The sequence below is a fragment of the Pelorhabdus rhamnosifermentans genome (assembly GCF_018835585.1).
Lineage (GTDB): Bacteria > Bacillota > Negativicutes > UMGS1260 > UMGS1260 > Pelorhabdus > Pelorhabdus rhamnosifermentans.
This window is the reverse complement of the sequence record NZ_JAHGVE010000007.1, coordinates 179,525-197,191: the sequence shown is the minus strand read 5'-3', so window position 1 is coordinate 197,191 and position 17,667 is coordinate 179,525. Positions and strand designations below refer to the sequence as shown.

The window sequence follows — 17,667 nt, the reverse complement described above, 5'->3', positions numbered from 1 at the left end:
ACTCCCTTATAAATCTTCGATCATACTTTGCGCTTCAGCCACTGAAGTTGTTAATGCAGCCATGACTTGTTCGAGTTGATCTGCCTGAATAATAAGAGGCGGTTCCATGCGCAGAACCTTCGGATTATTCAACGTATAAGCGGCAAGAATTCCTTGTTCAATGAGCTTCGCCATGACAAAACCGCCAACACCTTCTTTGGTAAATTCAATGCCAATCATCAGGCCCTTGCCACGCACTTCGCGAATGACTTCAGGATAAGCTTGAGCTAAAAAACGAAGCTTTCCTAATAGTTTTTCCCCTTTAACTGAACTTTGTTCGACAAGTCCTTCCTCTTCAACTACCTTAATCGCCGCCACAGCTGCAGCAGTAGCAAGGGGATTGCCTCCAAATGTTGAGGTATGTAAAAAGGGACTTTCAATATAAGGTTCCCACACCTTGGCTGTAGCTGTAAAGGCCCCGATAGGCATGACACCGCCACCAAGAGCCTTTGCTGTTGTTATAATGTCCGGAACAACACCATAATGATCGACAGCGAACATGGCACCCGTCCGCCCAAACCCTGTTTGTACTTCATCACAAATGAAGAGGGCGCCTACTTGATCACACAGGGCTCGAACGGCAGGCAAATAATCATCAGGTGGAACAATAATCCCCCCTTCGCCTTGGAGAGGTTCTAAGATAACAGCCGCTGTTTTCTCATCTAAAACGTTACGCAGCTCGCTTATATCACCAAACGGAACATGAATAAAGTCTTGCAAAAGGGGTAAAAAAGGATTGCGAAATAAATCCCTACCTGTAGCACTTAAAGCCCCCATACTTTTACCATGAAATGAATTCTTCGCTGCAATAATTTTTTTTCGACCTGTTGCAATGCGTGCCAATTTCAACGCACCTTCAACTGCCTCTGCACCACTATTAACAAAAAAAGAATACTGTAAATTTCCTGGCGTGACCCGTGCCAAAGCAGCAGCAGCATCAGACAAGGGTTTGCTAAAAAACACTTTACTTGATAAGGGCATCAATTCAAGTTGCTCTTTCACAGCTTGGATCACAGCAGGATGACGATGCCCCAAACTAAACACGCCATAACCACCTAAGCAATCAATATATTCTTTCCCACTGTTATCCGTAATAACGCTGCCTGAGGCCGTCCATTCCAGTGTTGATAGTCCCATAAGACGAAATAATCTCACTAATGCAGGATTAATAAACTGTTCATAATTTGAAATTGTCTCATCAACACACTCCGTTTCCAATGTCTATCCCTCCTTGAATGCGCTCGAATGGCTTACATATATTTCTATTTACTACTGACAGGGACCAAAATCCTGCCTTATACATTAGATTTTCTTTACCATAGAAAGAAAGCACGGCTTTTTGCTATTTTAGTCAGCAAAAAGCCGTGCTTTTTATTATATTTTTAATCGTACGCTATGTTTCTATTCTAGCTGTAAACCCTTTGTTTCCGGGACTAAGAAAAACACATTCACAGCTGCAGCAAGATAAATAAATGCTAGAACAATAAGAGCACCATTTAAAGTGTATCGTTCTGCCAACATACCAATTATGACCGGTGCCAATCCACCAACAGCCCGTCCTGAATTAAAGATAAAATTTTGGGCCGTTGACCGCGCGTCAGTTGTATAATTTTCCGAAAGCAACGCCCCGTAGCCTGCCATCATACCATTGCAAAAAAAGCCAAGAATGGCTCCACCAATTAATAGCGCAATGGGATCATCTAAATTGGAATAAAACCAAACAGCTGCTGCTGAACAAATATAAAAAGTAATATAAGCAGGTCTTCTTCCGACACGATCTGCAAAATAGCCAAACAAATAAATACCAATAACCATACCAATAACAGTGGCAACCATCCAGGTTGTCGTTTTGTTTAATGTTAAGTTATGTTTCTTCATTAATAAGGTCGGTAACCAAATCATAATGCCGTAGTAACCAAAGTTCTGGACACTTGTCATTACAGTCAAAGCAAAAGTAATAATCATTTTTTTCTTTCCTGTAAAGAGTTGCTTTAAAGGAAATTTATTCGTTGTATTCCAAAATTCTCGTTCATCTGCCGTAAGAGCTTGACCTGTGGCAATTTTTTCATGAATGCTTTGCTTCATAAACTTGCGATTAATCCAAATATCCGGTTCAGCCAATCCCTTCCGGAACCAAGCCGCAAATAGTGCTGGGAATACGCCAACAGCAAACAAACCACGCCAACCAAAATAAGGTACAACAGCAGCGGCCATAAGCGCAGCAAGAACCGCGCCGAGTTGCCAACCAATGGCGACTCCAGCCGAAGCCCTCGCTCTTTTATTGGATGGCCACGTTTCCGCTACAAGTGTCATGCCAATACCATATTCGCCACCTAAACCTAAACCAGCTAAGAACCGAAAAATGTTCAATTCCTGTAGTGATGTGGCAATGGCACATAATCCTGTAAAGAGAGAAAAAATGAGAATCGTTAAGGTAAAGACCTTCACGCGGCCTTTATAGTCAGCCATAATGCCGAATATATAGCCGCCAATAACAGCACCAACTAACGTATAAGTAGCAATAAGTCCACCTTCTGTCATGGAAATACCGAACTCACTCAGAATGGCTGTCATAACGAAAGACAAAATAAGCATGTCCAATCCATCCATTGCATAACCAGCTACGGAAGCATACAAAATGGTCATTCGGCGTTTCCATGTTGCCGGATCGTCTCCTGAAAATAGGTTCTGTCTGTCTGGTACATCAATCATTGACTTCTCCTCCTGCTAATATAAATAAGATAACGATTCAAGGCCGCTATATACCTTTCTACCGCCAACAAAAGTAAACCTCACATCGCCTTGCACCCTAGTACCATGATAAGGCGTATTCCGTCCTTTCGATAGAAAACGTGAGCTGTCAATTTTCCACTTCACACGAGGATCAATAACGCAAATATCTGCCTCAGATCCGACAGTCAAGGTACCCCCTGGAAGTCCAAAAATTTTAGCCGGCAAATAACTCATGCGTTTGATGAGCCAAGCTGGTGATAACCCCCTACCATGAACAAGTTTCGTCAATAAGACAGGCAAGGCTGTTTCCAAACCAACAATACCGTTAGCAGCCAAATCAAATGGTACATTCTTATCATCCAGTGCATGGGGGGCATGATCGGTCGCAATGAAATCAATCGTTCCATCATTAAGTCCTTGGATTAACGCTTCCTGGTCTAGGATCGTCCGCAACGGGGGTGCCATTTTGGCATTTGTTCCATAACATGAGATCTCATCTACTGACAAGGTTAAATGATGCGGACAAACTTCAGCAGTCACACAAAGTCCCGCTTTTTTCGCCCTACGAATCAGTTCGACGCTTTTCGCCGTACTTAAGTGTTGAAAATGCAATTTGCCTCCAGTAGCGCGTAATATTTCAAGATCACGGGCAATGGCGGCCGTTTCATTAACAGGTTCATAGGCCGTCGGCCAATAGAGCTTCAAAGAGGTGTCTTCCTCATGCAACATAACCACTGCATCCAGCTTATTCGCTAAATGCAATGCTTGATATAAAACAGAAGCACGTTCAATGTACTGTCCATCATCAGTAAAAATTTTAACTCCTGCAGCAACAAGTGAAGCCATATCACTCAAATCGCGGCCTTTTAAATCTTTTGTCACACTTGCTGCTTGAATGACACGAATTACTGCCTTTTTTTCAATTAGCTTTTGTATCTTATAGTACGTATTCAGATTATCTGGAACAGGGTTGACATTTGCCATGGCCACAATTGTGGTAAATCCACCACGTGCAGCCGCTTTCGTACCTGATTCCATCGTCTCTTTATGTTCAAAACCAGGATCACGCAAATGACAATGCACATCAATGAGTCCAGGAACAACCCATAACTCCCTGCAATCCACAACTTGCGCCCGACTATCAGTCAAACCCGCTCCAATTGCAATTATTTTACCATCTGAAATCAAGACATCCGCCTGTTCATCCCTATTTTGTGCCGGATCAATGACTCTACCCTTTTTCAGCAGCCAAGATGAGGCCCCGATTTTGCCAAATTCTTTGATCAATTTTCATCACCTCCCTGATCACGACTAATTTACATAAAAACGATCATTTCTTTTCAATATACTGTTTCATATCCTGTAATATTTCTGTTGTTACTGTACAAGGATCAGAAGCTGATACAATGGGCCGACCCACGACTAAATAGTTTGCTCCCACCTTGAGTGCCTGTGCAGGTGTCGCCGTTCTCATCTGATCGGCATTTTGTTCAGGAGACAATCGAATACCTGGTGTAACAATTAAAAAATCAGGTCCACATAAGGCACGAATGGCTGCAGCTTCACGTGGAGATGACACAACACCATCCAAGCCCTCCTCCTTACACATAACTGACATACGTAAGACAGATTCGCGAATTGGGCTTTGATGACCAATTTCCATCCAATCACGCTCACCAATACTCGTGAGTACTGTAATTGCTAGTAATTTGGGCCGCGGCCGCTTGGACAGAGCCTCCCACTCATTTACGGCTTTAATCGATGCTTCAAGCATCTTTGACCCGCCAGCAGCATGTAAAGTAAGAAAGGCCGGTGAAAACTGGCACAGCGTGGTAACAGTATTGGCAACAGTCGTAGGAATATCATGCAATTTAAAATCCATAAAGATTTTTTTACCACGTCCGGCAAGTTGTGCCAACAAAATATGTCCCATACCATAGAAAGCTTCCATACTCACTTGATAACACTCTACAAGATCTCCCAAAGTATCTACCATATTCATGGCACGCTCTAATGTGGGAAGATCTAATGCAACAATCAGTTGATCTTTTGCGGTTTGCATTCTTTCCCATCCTTTCGATAAATATATTGCCCAGACACAAAGTAATACTCATTCCTTTAAAGTTTGGCTTATTTCACTAACGGTACAAAGTTCCATTTTTACGTAAAAATATAAGCAAAATCACTTACTGCCCAAGCATCAAGATGCCTTTGACAACTTATAAGCGACTTTGCCTTAAATTAAACTTTTTATAAAGTGTAACTCTTATCAAATCACATTGTCAATATTTTTTACAAATCATGAACAGCGAAACAATTATCAATAAGCTTTCAACTTGTAACAAAACCTAAGACTTAAATTTCGCTACGGCTTCTTGCAAATTACTAGCCAGTTGCGCTAAGCTGTGACTTGAGGATGCGATTTCCTGCATGGATGCTGATTGTTCTTCTGTTGCAGCTGAAACGGTCTGCGCTTCGACAGAAGCTTGCTTACCAATAGTATCAATTTCATGAATAGATTCAACTAAATGATGACTGCCTACAGCCATCTGAGTAATGGACTCGGAAATCCCCTGGATTTGACTGGAAAGCTGAATAATAGAGCTCACAATTTTATTAAATGTCTCACCAGCCAAATTGACAACATGCACCCCTGTTTGAACATTGTTTGTTCCCAATTCTGTTGCAGCAATGGCCTGATCCATATTGACCTGATTCCGCTTAATGAGTTCGCCAATCTGCTGCGCAGCTTCATTGGATTCTTCAGCTAACTTTCGCACTTCTTCCGCAACAACAGCAAATCCGCGTCCCTGTTCTCCCGCCCGCGCCGCTTCAATTGCAGCATTTAATGCCAAAAGATTAGTCTGTCCGGCAATTGTAGATATGAGCGTAACGATTTCACTAATCTCCCGTGAACCTTTTGCCAGTTCGGCAATGGCTGTTTGTACGGCTTTTGACCCTTGACCAATTTGTTGCATTTGCGCCAAAGCTTGCTCTACAGCCTGACGACCTTGGGCTGCTTCGTGGGATGTATTTTGGGCAATATTCGCCACATCTCGCGTTGTTGTTGCAATCTGCTCCGTACTTACCGACAATTCTTCAGCTACAGAAGAAATATTGTTTGCCGCCGCTGCCTGCTTGTCCGTGCCAGCGGCGATTTCCGTAATGGAACCCGCCACTTGGTTAGCAGCATCGGCTGATTGCTGCGCACTTGCTGTCAGTTCCTCACTTGATGCAGCCACTTGTTCAGCTTGCGATTGGACACTTTTCACAAGGCCACGAATATGGGTACGCATATCACGAAATCCCTTGGCTAACTGACCAATTTCATCTTCAGACTGTACTGTCACTTGTCGTTCACGAAGATCGCCTTGCGTTAAAAGCAGACATTCGTCGCGAATCAGAATCAGTGGTTTGGTAAAACGCTTGCTCATCATAATGACAAAGAAAACGGCGAGAAGAATAAATAAGAAAGAAATAGTAAGCATAGTCCGTGTTAATGTCGTCATTTCCTGCATTACTTCTGTCTCAGGTGCGCTAACACCAATAAACCAATGTTTATCACCAGGAAGAGCAATCGGTGTAAAAGTAGTAATCATATCGACGTTTTGAAACTGATATTTTCCCACCTGTGATTTACCTGTAGATACTGTTGATTTGAACAAAGTCATCAGCCGGTCGTCAAGTTCGGTATCTTTAAGTTTCAACTCAGAATTCAGTTTTTTCTCCATAAAATTCAATTTTCCTACCGTTTCAGGCAATTGAGGGTGAGCTAATAGCAATCCTGAGGAATCAACAATAAAACCATAACCCGTATCTTTAAATGTCAGCTGTTTAAGTGTATCTGATAATTTTTCCAACGAATAGGTTGCAGCAAGTACGCCTGTAACTTGATTATTATAAGTAACAGGCACAGCCAAAATAACCGATATTTTTCCTGTCGTCCGCGAAATCAAAGGATCCGAAACAGTTGATTTTTTTGTTTTGAGTACTTGCTGGAAATACTCGCGATCTTGATACTGACCTTTACTGCCATCACTGCGAAATCCTGAACCGTCCGGGGTGATAAAAAAGATCGTATCAAAATCGTGCAGCCTTGCCCGGGTTTCTGCCATGGCTTGTGTAATTTGGTTCGGATCATTCCCATTTCGGATACGTTGGATACTCGCCAAGTCCTCAAGCTGTGCAATCTTTTCATTCATATCGGCCAGCGTTTGGTTTGCATAATCCGTTCCAGTAGCCACGCCTAGCTCATTGGCACTTTTCATAAGAGAATTTTTAGAAAGATAATAACTGCTCCCAGATAATATAACAAAAGATAGAATGAAAAATGGCAACAAAACAAGTAACAGCTTTGTTTGAAAACTATGTACTTTCATATTCATAAATCTCACCTCGCTTTTTTATAAAGTTCCCTTATGATAGCTCTAAAAAAATGTCACACATAAAAGCTATTGCAAAAACTATGTAATAAAAAATTGGAATATACTATAGCTACTATCTATAGTATATTCCAATGTATCGATACCATCAAGATACAAAAAAATCAAGAAGACTGCCCATCCAAACTAGACCGGCAGTCTCCTTGACCTTATTTCAAATATTATGCTTTTGCAAGAGCTTGGTCTAAATCAGCAATTAAATCATCGACACCTTCAATGCCGATAGACAGCCGAATCAGATCCGGCGTAATACCCGCTGCTTTTTGTGCCTCTGCATCGAGCTCTGCATGCGTTGTGCTTGACGGATGAATGACAAGCGATTTTGCATCCCCAACATTGGCAAGTAAAGAAAAGAGTTCTACACTATTAATAAATTTCTTTCCTGCTTCCAAACCGCCTTTGATACCAAAGGTAAAGATCGAACCAGCGCCTTTCGACAAATACTTTTTCGCCAGATCATGATAAGGATTGCCTGCTAATTCCGGATAATTCACCCAAGAAACCTTTGGATGATTATTTAAGAATTCAGCTATTTTCCGTGTATTCTCCACATGTCTTTCAATTCGTAAAGAAAGCGTTTCCAGTCCTTGAATCAATAAAAATGCATTAAACGGACTCAGCGTAGCCCCCATGTTACGGAGCAGTTGAACTCGGGCTTTTAAGATATAGGCGGGCTTACCTAAATCCTGTGCATACCTTAGTCCGCCGTAACTCTTATCTGGCGTTGTAAAATCAGGAAATTTTCCGCTTGCAATCCAATCAAAATTGCCTGAATCAACAATAATGCCACCTAAAGTAGAACCATGTCCACCAATAAATTTCGTTGCCGAATGAACAACAATATCGGCACCATATTCAATCGGTCTTACAAGGTAGGGCGTGCCAAAAGTATTATCAATAATAAAAGGAATTTTATTTTCATGGGCAATGTTCGCAACAGCCTCAATATCAAGCACATTGATACGCGGATTGCCAATCGTTTCGGCATAAACGGCCTTAGTTTTCTCCGTAATGGCCTTTCTAAAGTTTTCAGGATCATCAGGATTCACTAGCACAACATGAATGCCGATTTTCTGTAAGGTTACGGTAAACAATTCATAAGTGCCGCCATATAACGTACTTGCTGCAACAATTTCATCACCAGCATTGGCAACATTCAAAATGGCATACAAAATAGCAGATAAGCCAGAAGCTGTGGCAAGTGCACCGACGCCGCCCTCTAATTCGGCCACTCTTTTTTCTAACACATCCGTCGTTGGGTTCATAATGCGTGTATAAACGTTGCCACTCTCTTTTAACTGAAAGAGATTTGCAGCGTGCTCAGCATCATTAAATACATAAGATGTTGTCTGATAAATCGGAACAGCTCTTGATCCTGTTGTTGGATCAGGTACCTGACCGGCATGAACTTGTAATGTTTCAAAACTTAATTTTTTTTCACTCATTTTACTCTCTCCCTTTCAATTGTTAGCCAATTTCATTTAAATTGTATGGTGTTTCCTGATATACGTAATAATTAAGCCAGTTTGAAAATAATAGGTTCGCATGCCCCCTCCACTTTACAATCGGTTGTTTTGCAGGATCATCCCCAGGATAATAATTTTGCGGAACATGTATATGAAGTCCGTTAGATACATCTCTGTCATACTCTCTTTTTAATGTCAGAGGATCATATTCGGAATGTCCTGTCACAAAAATTTGGCGGCCACCTTTTGTTGCCACTAAATAAGCGCCTGCTTCACTCGACTCAGACAAAATTTCTAGTTCAGAAACTTTTTCAATATCCTCCCTTTTAACTTCTGTATGTCTCGAATGAGGAACAAAGAAAACATCATCAAATCCCCGCATCAACCGTACATTTTTTTTGTTGATTGTATGAGGAAAAACGCCAAATATTTTTTCTGGCAGCAAATACTTCGGAATACCAAAATGATAGTATAGCCCGGCCTGAGCTGCCCAACAGATATGTAAAGTCGAATAGACATGCAGTCGACTCCACTCCATAATCTGGATCAGTTCTGGCCAATAATCGACATCAGAAAAATTCATCTGTTCAACAGGTGCACCCGTAATAATCATGCCATCGAATTTTTTGTCTTGAATGTCTTCGAATAGCTCATAATATTTGACTAAATGTGCCTTCGGTGTATTACGGGAAGAATGTGATTTTGGATAAAGCAATGTAATGTCGATTTGTAAAGGCGAATTACTTAAGAGCCTTAGTATTTGCGTTTCAGTCGTAATTTTGTCAGGCATCAGGTTTAAAATAATAATATTCAGTGGCCGAATATCCTGATGAAAAGCCCGCTCCTCATTAATAACAAAAATGTTTTCATTGTTCAAAACTTCAGTTGACGGAAGATCATTTGGTATGTTTATTGGCATATGCTCCAACCCCTTCTTAAAAAGAATAGCCTCTTTCAATTGAAAGAGGCTATTCTATGAACTACTACCCTCTCTCATCTTTCAATGCGAACATCGCAGGAATTGGCACCGTGATATTTAAATAAATACCGGTTGCCGGGTTTCATCGGGCCAGTCCCTCCACCACTCTAGATAAGAAATCAAGACTATTCAATTGTAAAAGAAAAGGCCAAGCATAGGATCCCATCCTCATGCTTAGCCTTCAATTTTTTTGATCAGCTAAGTCAGTAACTTTTTGCTTTTTTATCATCTTACACCATTACAATCTTTCCGTCAAGAAAATTTTCTGGTTTTTTCGAAAGGCCAATACTGTGACCTGATTCCAATTGTTCCTTACTGCCTGATTCAAAACCGGCGCAATGCTTGACACATTAAACTGGGGACCAAATTCATGATTAATCATTGTCTCTTATATGCCATCACCATTAAGACCCACAAGTGAAGGAAATCGTTGTTTTTCCGTGCGATCAATTTGGACGATTTTCCCATCTTTAATGACAATAACCACTTGACCAAACTCTAAGGCTTGACAAGCCTCCAGAATACCCGCCCTCGCAGCCGCATAATTGCAACCTCTGCGGATATTTTTTTCCGGCTTGGCCAGTGTTTCCAAATCGCACGGACGGATCTTTTCATTTCGCTCAATTTGAATCAAACGAAAATTCTGCGTCATTAACGTAATATTGCCATGACCAATATCTTTTACAATAGCCATAATCTGCTCCAATGCCTCCGACGTAATTGAATGCTTTTTTGCCAACATTTCCATTCCCCTCTCGATCATTTTAAAAAAACAGAGGTAAAAAAAATAACCCTTTTATAAGAAAAAGGGTTAGTAAGAACCACCTTCTCTCATCTTCCAGGAATCATCCTGTTGGAATTAGCACCTTGCGCAAGCGCCGGTTGCCGGGTGTCATCGGGCCAGTCCCTCGACCACTCTTTATAAGAGTCTTACTATAAAAGTTGACTAAACTGGATAAACGATTTTCTCTGGACTATTTGAGTGCGGCATTCATGCTGCCTGTATAATAACCAGTTAAATCTAAGGTAACAAAAGTAAAACCAAGGTTTTTGAGCTGTTCAACAACCTTTTGTCGCACTTCAATCTGACTGAATTGGTGAATCTGATTGGCATCTACTTCAATCCGCGCCAAATTGCCATGATGTCTGACCCTGACTTGACCGGGACAAATCCTTTTGATAAATTCCTCAGCCTGCTCAATTTGACTCAGTCGTTCTGCCGTTATTTTTTCTCCGTAAGCTACGCGGGATGATAAACAAGCGGCACTCGGTTTATCCCACGTCGGAAGTCCCCATTCTTTCGACAACTGACGAATTTCGTTTTTTGTTAATCCCGCTTCAAGAAGTGGTGAAGCCACTTTGTTAAGTTCTTCAACAGCTTTCATTCCTGGCCGAAAATCCTCGGCATCATCAGCATTGGATCCTTCAAGTACCCAGTCATAACCCGTGTTGTTCGCCCATCTAGCAATTTCACTAAAACGAGTCTTTTTACAAAAATAACAGCGCTGTGCATTATTTACAACAAAATTTTCATCACCGAGTTCATTAATAGCTAAAAGAACATGACGAATTCCTATTCGTTTGGCAAACTTCACTGTTTCTTGCTTTTCACTTTCAGGCAATGTAGGCGAATAGGCTGTCACAGCGACGGCTTTCTCACCTAAAATCTTGGCTGCAGCCGCAGCTAAGAACGTACTGTCCACACCGCCGGAAAAACCAATTACCACACTTTCAAAGTTTTGCAGTAATTCATTAAGCCTTATGAGTTTCTGCTGCACAATCTCCATATAAATTCTCCTTTAAATAACAAAAAAGACTAACTACATCCCTTGATAGAGACATAATTAGCCTTCAGTTTTTCTGATCAGCTACTAACAATATAAACATTTGTTATAAATTTAGCACAATCCATAGGCTTTTGTCAATTCCAATATTTAGCCTTTGACCATTTATTTTCATATGTTCCATACACCACTGATGCACAATTTTCCCTTTAGCAGGAGTATAATGACTTTTCATCGTATTTATTTAGTATATTTTTTATTTTAAGGAGGAACACCATGCAATCTTTTCACAAACATCTCATCACAGCGATAGCCGTTTTAGCCATCTTTTCAGTTGGCTTTTTTGCTGGCTGCAGCCAAAAACCGCTGACATCAGCCCAGACAAAAACAGCCCAACAAACTCCCCCTTCCATGCCTGAGCAAGTCAAAGGCGTACATAACGTCTCTGCTACAGGAACCATTGATGTTGCCTTTTCACCGCACGGCGGCATTACGGCGATGATCGTAGACGAAATTTCTAAGGCCAAGCACAGTATCCAAATTCAAGCTTATAGCTTTACATCACAGCCCATTATGAACGCCCTGATGGATGCAAAAAAACGCGGCGTCGATGTACGCATTATTATCGATAAAAGCAATATTGAAGGAACAGACTCCCGCGGCCAGCATGAAAAAGAATTACTGAACTCTCTCGTGGATAGCGGCATTACCATGAAAGTGGATTCAGAATTTCAGATTGCTCACAGCAAAGTCATGATTATCGATAGCCAAGATGTCATTACAGGATCATTTAACTTTACGGCCAGTGCCGAAAATAATAATGCTGAAAACTGCTTAATTCTTCATAGCAACAAAGCCCTTGCTGCCGAATATATAAAAAATTGGCAATGGCGCTGGGATGCAACGACTACTTATAGTAAATAATCAGCAGCTTCTACAAAAAAGCAGTCATATCATACTTTTTTTCTTAACAGGACAGTCTTGGCTGTCCTGTTTTTATTTTACCTTCTGTTGGGCAACAACCATATCCTCTGGCGTATTTAAATTAAAAAACAGCTGCTTTACATCACCCAATTTGATTAGTTTATCACCTGAAATTTTACATACTCTAACCCTTTGATATAGCTGAACGACTTGTCTGATATTGGAACGCAAACAATCTTCAATGGGCTCAATGCAACGCCGGGAATAGATGGCACACAAGGGTTCCCATTTTCCATTGACCTCAGGAACGACAGGGATAAACCATCATATTCAGCAACCAAATTCACTTTGCCTTCTTTCGGTTCCGTTAATCTCAGTCCTTGTCCGCTTACTGCCTGAGCCAACCGCAGACCCGCCTCATTTTCATGAATTCGTCCGGCTTCCACTTTCCAGACATAAAGATGCTCTTTCCCTAATTTCAATAGCTCCGGAATATCATCTGGCGTAATAATGTGGCCCTTTTTAAAAGCTCTCCCCTTATATTCCCCCGGTATAATCTTGGTAATATCATGACATAGGACATGGCCTACAGCCTCTTCAACCTTGACAATATCCATATTAAACTCAGCCCTTCCCAACTATTCCTTCTAAGTACTAACGGACCACTTCGATCAGATCTCCTGCTTTAATCCAACCATTTGTGAGAATTTTCGCAAAAATTCCTTCGCGAGGCATAATACAGTCACCTGTTTTTTGGCGTATGGCACAACCTGCATGACACTCTTTGCCAATCTGAGTCACTTCCATCAACACATTGCCAACCTTGAGTTTCGTGCCAACAGGTAATTCAAATAACGTAATGCCTTCCGTAGTCAAATTTTCGGCAAAACTACCGGACTCTAATTTTTCCAATCCTAATTGCTCCATTTTATGAATACTTTCATTGCCCAATAAGCTAACTTGCCTGTGCCACTTTCCAGCATGTGCATCACTCTCAAGACCGCAATCAATTGAAAAATATCCCTTAGCAATAGGATGTTTGGGCACACCCTTTTCTTCGCTGATATTCACGGCTATTACCTTCGCCATTATTTTTTCACTCCTCCCGATTCTTGTCTCTCATGACATGACCGCTTTTTCCGCCCGCTTTTTCTAATAGTTGAATGTCTGTAATACTCATCCAACGGTCTACGGCTTTACTCATATCATAAATGGTCAGTGCGGCAATACTCACCCCACTCATGGCTTCCATTTCCACACCCGTCTTCCCCGTTGTTTTCACTTGACACCGAATAACAATCCATGACTTTTCTTCGTCAATATCAAAGGTAATATCTACAGACGTCAACATGAGAGGGTGGCACATGGGAATCAGTGTTGATGTCTGCTTGGCGCCCATAATGCCGGCAACTTGAGCAACTCCCAGAACATCACCTTTTTTTATACCGCCACTCTTAATAGCCATTAAAGTCGTTTGCTTCATATGCACAATTGCCTGGGCAATCGCGATACGCACGGTATCCCCTTTCTCACTGACATCCACCATCCGAGCATGGCCTGCTTCATTAAAATGGGTAAATTCCATCATTATCCTCCGATCTGATACATCTTCCGCTTATTATCCATTCCCCAACCTTCAGACAAATGATGACGTTGCGGCTTTTCAAAAATGGCCTGTTTGAATAATTCAGCTAATTTTTCCTCACTAGACGGACTGTTAAAAGCTCCTTTTAGATCAATTTCATGGTTGCTAAACAAACATCCCCGCAATTTTCCATCGGCAGTCAGGCGAATGCGATTACATTCCGCACAAAAATAATGACTCATGGGACTAATAAAGCCAATCGTACCCTTGCCATTCTTGATGTTATAACATTTAGCCGGACCACTCCCCCGCACAACCTGCCCCGGGATCAATTCGTAAGAAGTGTCAATAATGTCCTTTACTTCATTAACACTCATTAACCGTTGTTGTTGAAAAAAAGGCAACTCACCAATAGGCATAAATTCGATAAACCGTACATGAAGCGGCCGGTCATAAGCTAGTTGTACAAAATCAAGAATTTCCTGCTCATTAATGCCCCGCATGACAACCATATTGATTTTTACTGGCGAAAGGCCAATTTGCAATGCTTTTTCGATTGCCGTGACTACGTCCGTCAAATGCCCCCGCCTAGTAATATAATTAAATTGATCGTCTTGCAAGCTGTCCAAACTAAAATTTACGCGAGTCAAACCAGCTGCCTTCAATGCTTCAGCCATAGGCGGAAACAGAACACCATTCGTTGTCATACTAATATCTTCAATCTCATGAATTTGAGAAATCATTTGAATAAGCTTTGTTATATTCTTCCGTACAAGCGGTTCTCCGCCAGTCAATCGAACCTTACGAATACCATGTTGCGCCGCTACACGAATAAATCGTGCAATCTGTTCCAGTGACAAAATATTCGAATGACCAAGATTTTCTATTCCCTCTTCCGGCATACAGTAGCGACAGCGCAAATTGCAGCGGTCCGTCACAGAAATCCGTAAATAATTAATTTTTCTTTCATAATTATCTAACATGATTTTTTCCACTTCCTTCCTGAATACTGCATAAAAGAAAATGTCTTATCCGTTACAAATAAATACTTACAATAACAAATGAAGTTATTTCAACGTGAGAAATACGCAGGCCTTATATCTAGTTTATCAGATAATTCAACAAGCCACAATTCACTCAAGAAACTCTTCTATCCAGATTTAAATAAATCATATCCAAGCTTAAAATTTTCTTATTGCACCCCTCATTCAGAAACTAACCTTATGTTTATACATTTTCTACAAAGCATGATATAACATATAGCATGCTGATCCCCACATAAAAACTGCCGAGATCTTATTTATAACTATAGCTCCTTGTGTAAACCACTTTTGGCTACCCAATATTCGTCCAAGAGCCGCCAAGAAAAAAAACCAAAACCAAGACACAAGAATACAAGCTGTTGTAAATAAAAACTTATCTTTGCCCTCATAATTAACCGAGCTTGTACCAATCACTCCAATCGTGTCAAGCACCGCGTGAGGGTTCAGCAAAGATACAGTAGCTGCAAAAATAATTTGCTGCTTGATTGAAAAATTTTTACTTGTTTGATCATTACTCTGTACTCTCGTATTGTTCCAAGTAAGCCATCCCATATAACACAAAAATATAGTTCCACTTCCTACTAAAATCATTTTAAAGAACCCGAATTTTAAAAGCAACAAAGAAACACCCTCAACGCTCACTAAAATAAGTAACGTGTCGCAAAGTGATGCAGCAATTACTACTGGTAGCGCTTTCAAAAAACTTATTTGTGTTGCCCCTTGATTAAACACAAATAAATTTTGTACCCCTAATGGAAGTATCAATCCTATTGATAAAATGAATCCATGAAAAAATGCCTGCATCTACTTTCCTCCTCATCTTGCTCATAGTCCTTCTTCTTGAAATTAATCTGTTATTTATTTTATTGTAACATAGCAAGCATTTTTTTTAATGCATAATCTAAAAACACTTAAGAATAATTGGTTGTATAACATCAAACAATACGACAGGGGGGATCGAAATCAAGTACGATCAAAGGAAGTAGAACTCCCTGTGGTCGTCTTTAGACGGTCTTTTATATATCTTTCTTGGCTAACACTGCTCAATTTAATTCGGCTTATCATTTTCCATTTTTTGTGTTAAAATTGCATAGAGGGGTGTTTACAATGATTTTAGAGTTTAATAAAGCAATTATGTTTCAGCTTGTAGGTGAAATTGGCGAGGCTGTTTCACATTCTGGAAAAAGCCGTGATGAAATTCTAAATATTCTTGTGCAATATAATCCCGAACTTAAATATACAAAAAAAGATTGGGAAAATTTCAATCAGGAAACAAAAAATAATATCATTAATAGGATAAAATCAAGCCTTTCAGATATCTGAAATGAGTAATATCGTTGAATATATGATCAAAACAGGCTATTAAACGCCTTTCAAATACTATTATTTTAAAAATAGTTATATAAATGTTTGTATAAAGTAGTCTGGTTACATGTAGATTACTTATGTATAATCTCTAAATGTCCTAAACGGATTAGAAGGATAAAAGAAGGTACTATATACTCTGTAACAAAGAGGAGAAGAAAGAGCGGAAAAGTTTACAAAAGAAGAAGACAAAAAACATCCTTCAACCAAATTAGCTGAAGGATGTTCTTATTCACAAGTATGGTTATTTAATCATTATCAATTTTTTCAGAGCATTGTCGAAATTCCTTATAATAATAGGGTTTAACAAAAAACCAACTTATTATAGTTCCAAATAATATTGCTAAAACTAATGCCAAAACCATTCTGTACGCCACCTTATACTATTTCTTAGTGTAATATGAAATATTCCTTATAAATAACATACAATAATATTTTAAATATTTCAACTATTCACTAAAAAAATAAGACAAAAGCCTTATCTGTAGTCAGAAAAGTTTAGCATCTATATGTGGTAAGCCCCAGACATTTTGGCCGGACCTGCCAATAACGTGTTTATCGCGTATTTCGGTCCGATACAAACATCATATGTAACGCCCGCCTATAGCAGCCTTAACTGGCTGCTATTTTTTAGCCTCCCAAATGGACGGCTATCAAAATAGTCAGTGCTATGGCGATCACTGCCGGATATAAATAGAAACGCCCCAGAGGACGTTTGATATTTTAACCATTCCTATTAATCTCTTTTGCTTCTTTAACAATATAACCAAGTAAATCTTCTGAAATCCATAATCCACCGCTGTATTTATACTGCGTTTTATTGGAATCTATTGAATTCTATTAGAATATGATTTCTAAAGGTGGTGATAAAAATGGATCAAACAGACTTAGTACCTGAAACGAGTCGTACTCCTAAAAATCCAAATTTTAAAAAACAGATAACTGAAGTAAATCAGCCCTATACTGCAAAAAACATTTTCCATCAACTAGTAAGTCGCATACAAAAATTTGAAGCATCCTTAGACCAAGAACATGAAGTCGGAATGAGACTTGTTAGTTTCGGCCAATCAGTTCAATTTAGCGTTATAAAACTTAGCTACATGGACCCTAGCCTCATTTGTTTTGAAGGGTTATTGCCAGATAGCTCCTATGTAGAATTGATACAACATATAAATCAAATCAGTTTTTTAATGACTGCGATTCAACGACAACATCCCGAACAAGAGAAACCTAAAATTGGATTTTATCAAGAGCCCCTGCAAAATAGGGTTGACTAATTAAGCCCAAATAACATTACATCAAGTACG

The 17,667-nt window shown here is 40.0% G+C and carries 17 protein-coding genes and 2 riboswitches; of the genes, 3 read left to right on the top strand and 14 right to left on the bottom strand.

The features are described 5' to 3' along the window. Positions 1–6: 6 nt before the first annotated feature. From Ga0466249_RS10650 to larE, 9 genes are all read right to left on the bottom strand, one after another. Positions 7–1,257 (bottom strand): aspartate aminotransferase family protein, encoded by a 1,251-nt coding sequence (locus tag Ga0466249_RS10650; protein WP_215829428.1) that lies wholly within the window; start codon positions 1,255–1,257, stop codon positions 7–9. A gap of 183 nt (positions 1,258–1,440) precedes the next feature. Next, positions 1,441–2,751: an MFS transporter gene (locus tag Ga0466249_RS10645; protein ID WP_215829427.1), complete on the bottom strand. Its 1,311-nt coding sequence runs from the start codon at positions 2,749–2,751 to the stop codon at positions 1,441–1,443. A gap of 15 nt (positions 2,752–2,766) precedes the next feature. Further along, entirely contained in the window at positions 2,767–4,059 is a 1,293-nt protein-coding gene (locus Ga0466249_RS10640) for a dihydroorotase (protein WP_215829426.1), read from the bottom strand. 43 nt (positions 4,060–4,102) lie between these two features. Further along, the gene (pyrF, locus tag Ga0466249_RS10635; RefSeq protein WP_215829425.1) at positions 4,103–4,834 is read right to left on the bottom strand and encodes an orotidine-5'-phosphate decarboxylase; all 732 of its coding nucleotides are present in this window, start codon (positions 4,832–4,834) and stop codon (positions 4,103–4,105) included. Positions 4,835–5,120: 286 nt separating this feature from the next. Beyond that, positions 5,121–7,157, bottom strand: coding sequence for a methyl-accepting chemotaxis protein (locus Ga0466249_RS10630; protein ID WP_246588625.1), 2,037 nt, complete (start codon positions 7,155–7,157; stop codon positions 5,121–5,123). A gap of 218 nt (positions 7,158–7,375) precedes the next feature. Beyond that, entirely contained in the window at positions 7,376–8,659 is a 1,284-nt protein-coding gene (locus Ga0466249_RS10625; RefSeq protein ID WP_215829424.1) for a homocysteine synthase, read from the bottom strand. A 22-nt stretch (positions 8,660–8,681) separates the two neighbouring features. Beyond that, the gene (gene metA / locus Ga0466249_RS10620; protein ID WP_215829423.1) at positions 8,682–9,599 is read right to left on the bottom strand and encodes a homoserine O-acetyltransferase MetA; all 918 of its coding nucleotides are present in this window, start codon (positions 9,597–9,599) and stop codon (positions 8,682–8,684) included. A gap of 71 nt (positions 9,600–9,670) precedes the next feature. Beyond that, positions 9,671–9,777, bottom strand: a riboswitch (SAM riboswitch). A 270-nt stretch (positions 9,778–10,047) separates the two neighbouring features. After that, positions 10,048–10,401 (bottom strand): YezD family protein, encoded by a 354-nt coding sequence (locus Ga0466249_RS10615; RefSeq protein WP_246588624.1) that lies wholly within the window; start codon positions 10,399–10,401, stop codon positions 10,048–10,050. An 86-nt stretch (positions 10,402–10,487) separates the two neighbouring features. After that, a riboswitch (SAM riboswitch) is annotated at positions 10,488–10,587 on the bottom strand. Between the two features lie 46 nt (positions 10,588–10,633). Further along, entirely contained in the window at positions 10,634–11,446 is an 813-nt protein-coding gene (gene larE / locus Ga0466249_RS10610; protein ID WP_215829421.1) for an ATP-dependent sacrificial sulfur transferase LarE, read from the bottom strand. Between the two features lie 273 nt (positions 11,447–11,719). Here larE and Ga0466249_RS10605 point away from each other — a divergent pair, with 273 nt between their 5' ends. Then, on the top strand, positions 11,720–12,367 hold the full coding sequence (locus Ga0466249_RS10605) for a phospholipase D family nuclease (RefSeq protein ID WP_215829420.1): 648 nt from the start codon (positions 11,720–11,722) through the stop codon (positions 12,365–12,367). Positions 12,368–12,522: 155 nt separating this feature from the next. Here Ga0466249_RS10605 and Ga0466249_RS10600 read toward each other — a convergent pair whose 3' ends face one another. From Ga0466249_RS10600 to Ga0466249_RS10580, 5 genes are all read right to left on the bottom strand, one after another. Continuing rightward, positions 12,523–12,984 carry a DUF8806 domain-containing protein gene (locus Ga0466249_RS10600; RefSeq protein WP_215829419.1) on the bottom strand — a complete coding sequence of 154 codons (462 nt, stop codon included), beginning with the start codon at positions 12,982–12,984 and terminating at the stop codon, positions 12,523–12,525. A 37-nt stretch (positions 12,985–13,021) separates the two neighbouring features. After that, positions 13,022–13,456: an MOSC domain-containing protein gene (locus Ga0466249_RS10595; protein WP_215829418.1), complete on the bottom strand. Its 435-nt coding sequence runs from the start codon at positions 13,454–13,456 to the stop codon at positions 13,022–13,024. 7 nt (positions 13,457–13,463) lie between these two features. Continuing rightward, complete coding sequence (gene moaC / locus Ga0466249_RS10590; RefSeq protein WP_215829417.1) at positions 13,464–13,955, bottom strand: cyclic pyranopterin monophosphate synthase MoaC; 492 nt, start codon at positions 13,953–13,955, stop codon at positions 13,464–13,466. Beyond that, positions 13,955–14,935 carry a GTP 3',8-cyclase MoaA gene (gene moaA, locus Ga0466249_RS10585; RefSeq protein ID WP_215829416.1) on the bottom strand — a complete coding sequence of 327 codons (981 nt, stop codon included), beginning with the start codon at positions 14,933–14,935 and terminating at the stop codon, positions 13,955–13,957. The genes moaC and moaA overlap by 1 nt, the downstream gene beginning before the upstream one ends. 255 nt (positions 14,936–15,190) lie before the next feature. Further along, positions 15,191–15,799 carry a LysE/ArgO family amino acid transporter gene (locus Ga0466249_RS10580; protein ID WP_215829415.1) on the bottom strand — a complete coding sequence of 203 codons (609 nt, stop codon included), beginning with the start codon at positions 15,797–15,799 and terminating at the stop codon, positions 15,191–15,193. 303 nt (positions 15,800–16,102) lie between these two features. Here Ga0466249_RS10580 and Ga0466249_RS10575 point away from each other — a divergent pair, with 303 nt between their 5' ends. Then, entirely contained in the window at positions 16,103–16,318 is a 216-nt protein-coding gene (locus tag Ga0466249_RS10575) for a hypothetical protein (RefSeq protein WP_215829414.1), read from the top strand. Between the two features lie 914 nt (positions 16,319–17,232). Continuing rightward, on the top strand, positions 17,233–17,637 hold the full coding sequence (locus tag Ga0466249_RS10570; protein WP_215829413.1) for a DUF6173 family protein: 405 nt from the start codon (positions 17,233–17,235) through the stop codon (positions 17,635–17,637). Positions 17,638–17,667 lie beyond the last annotated feature (30 nt).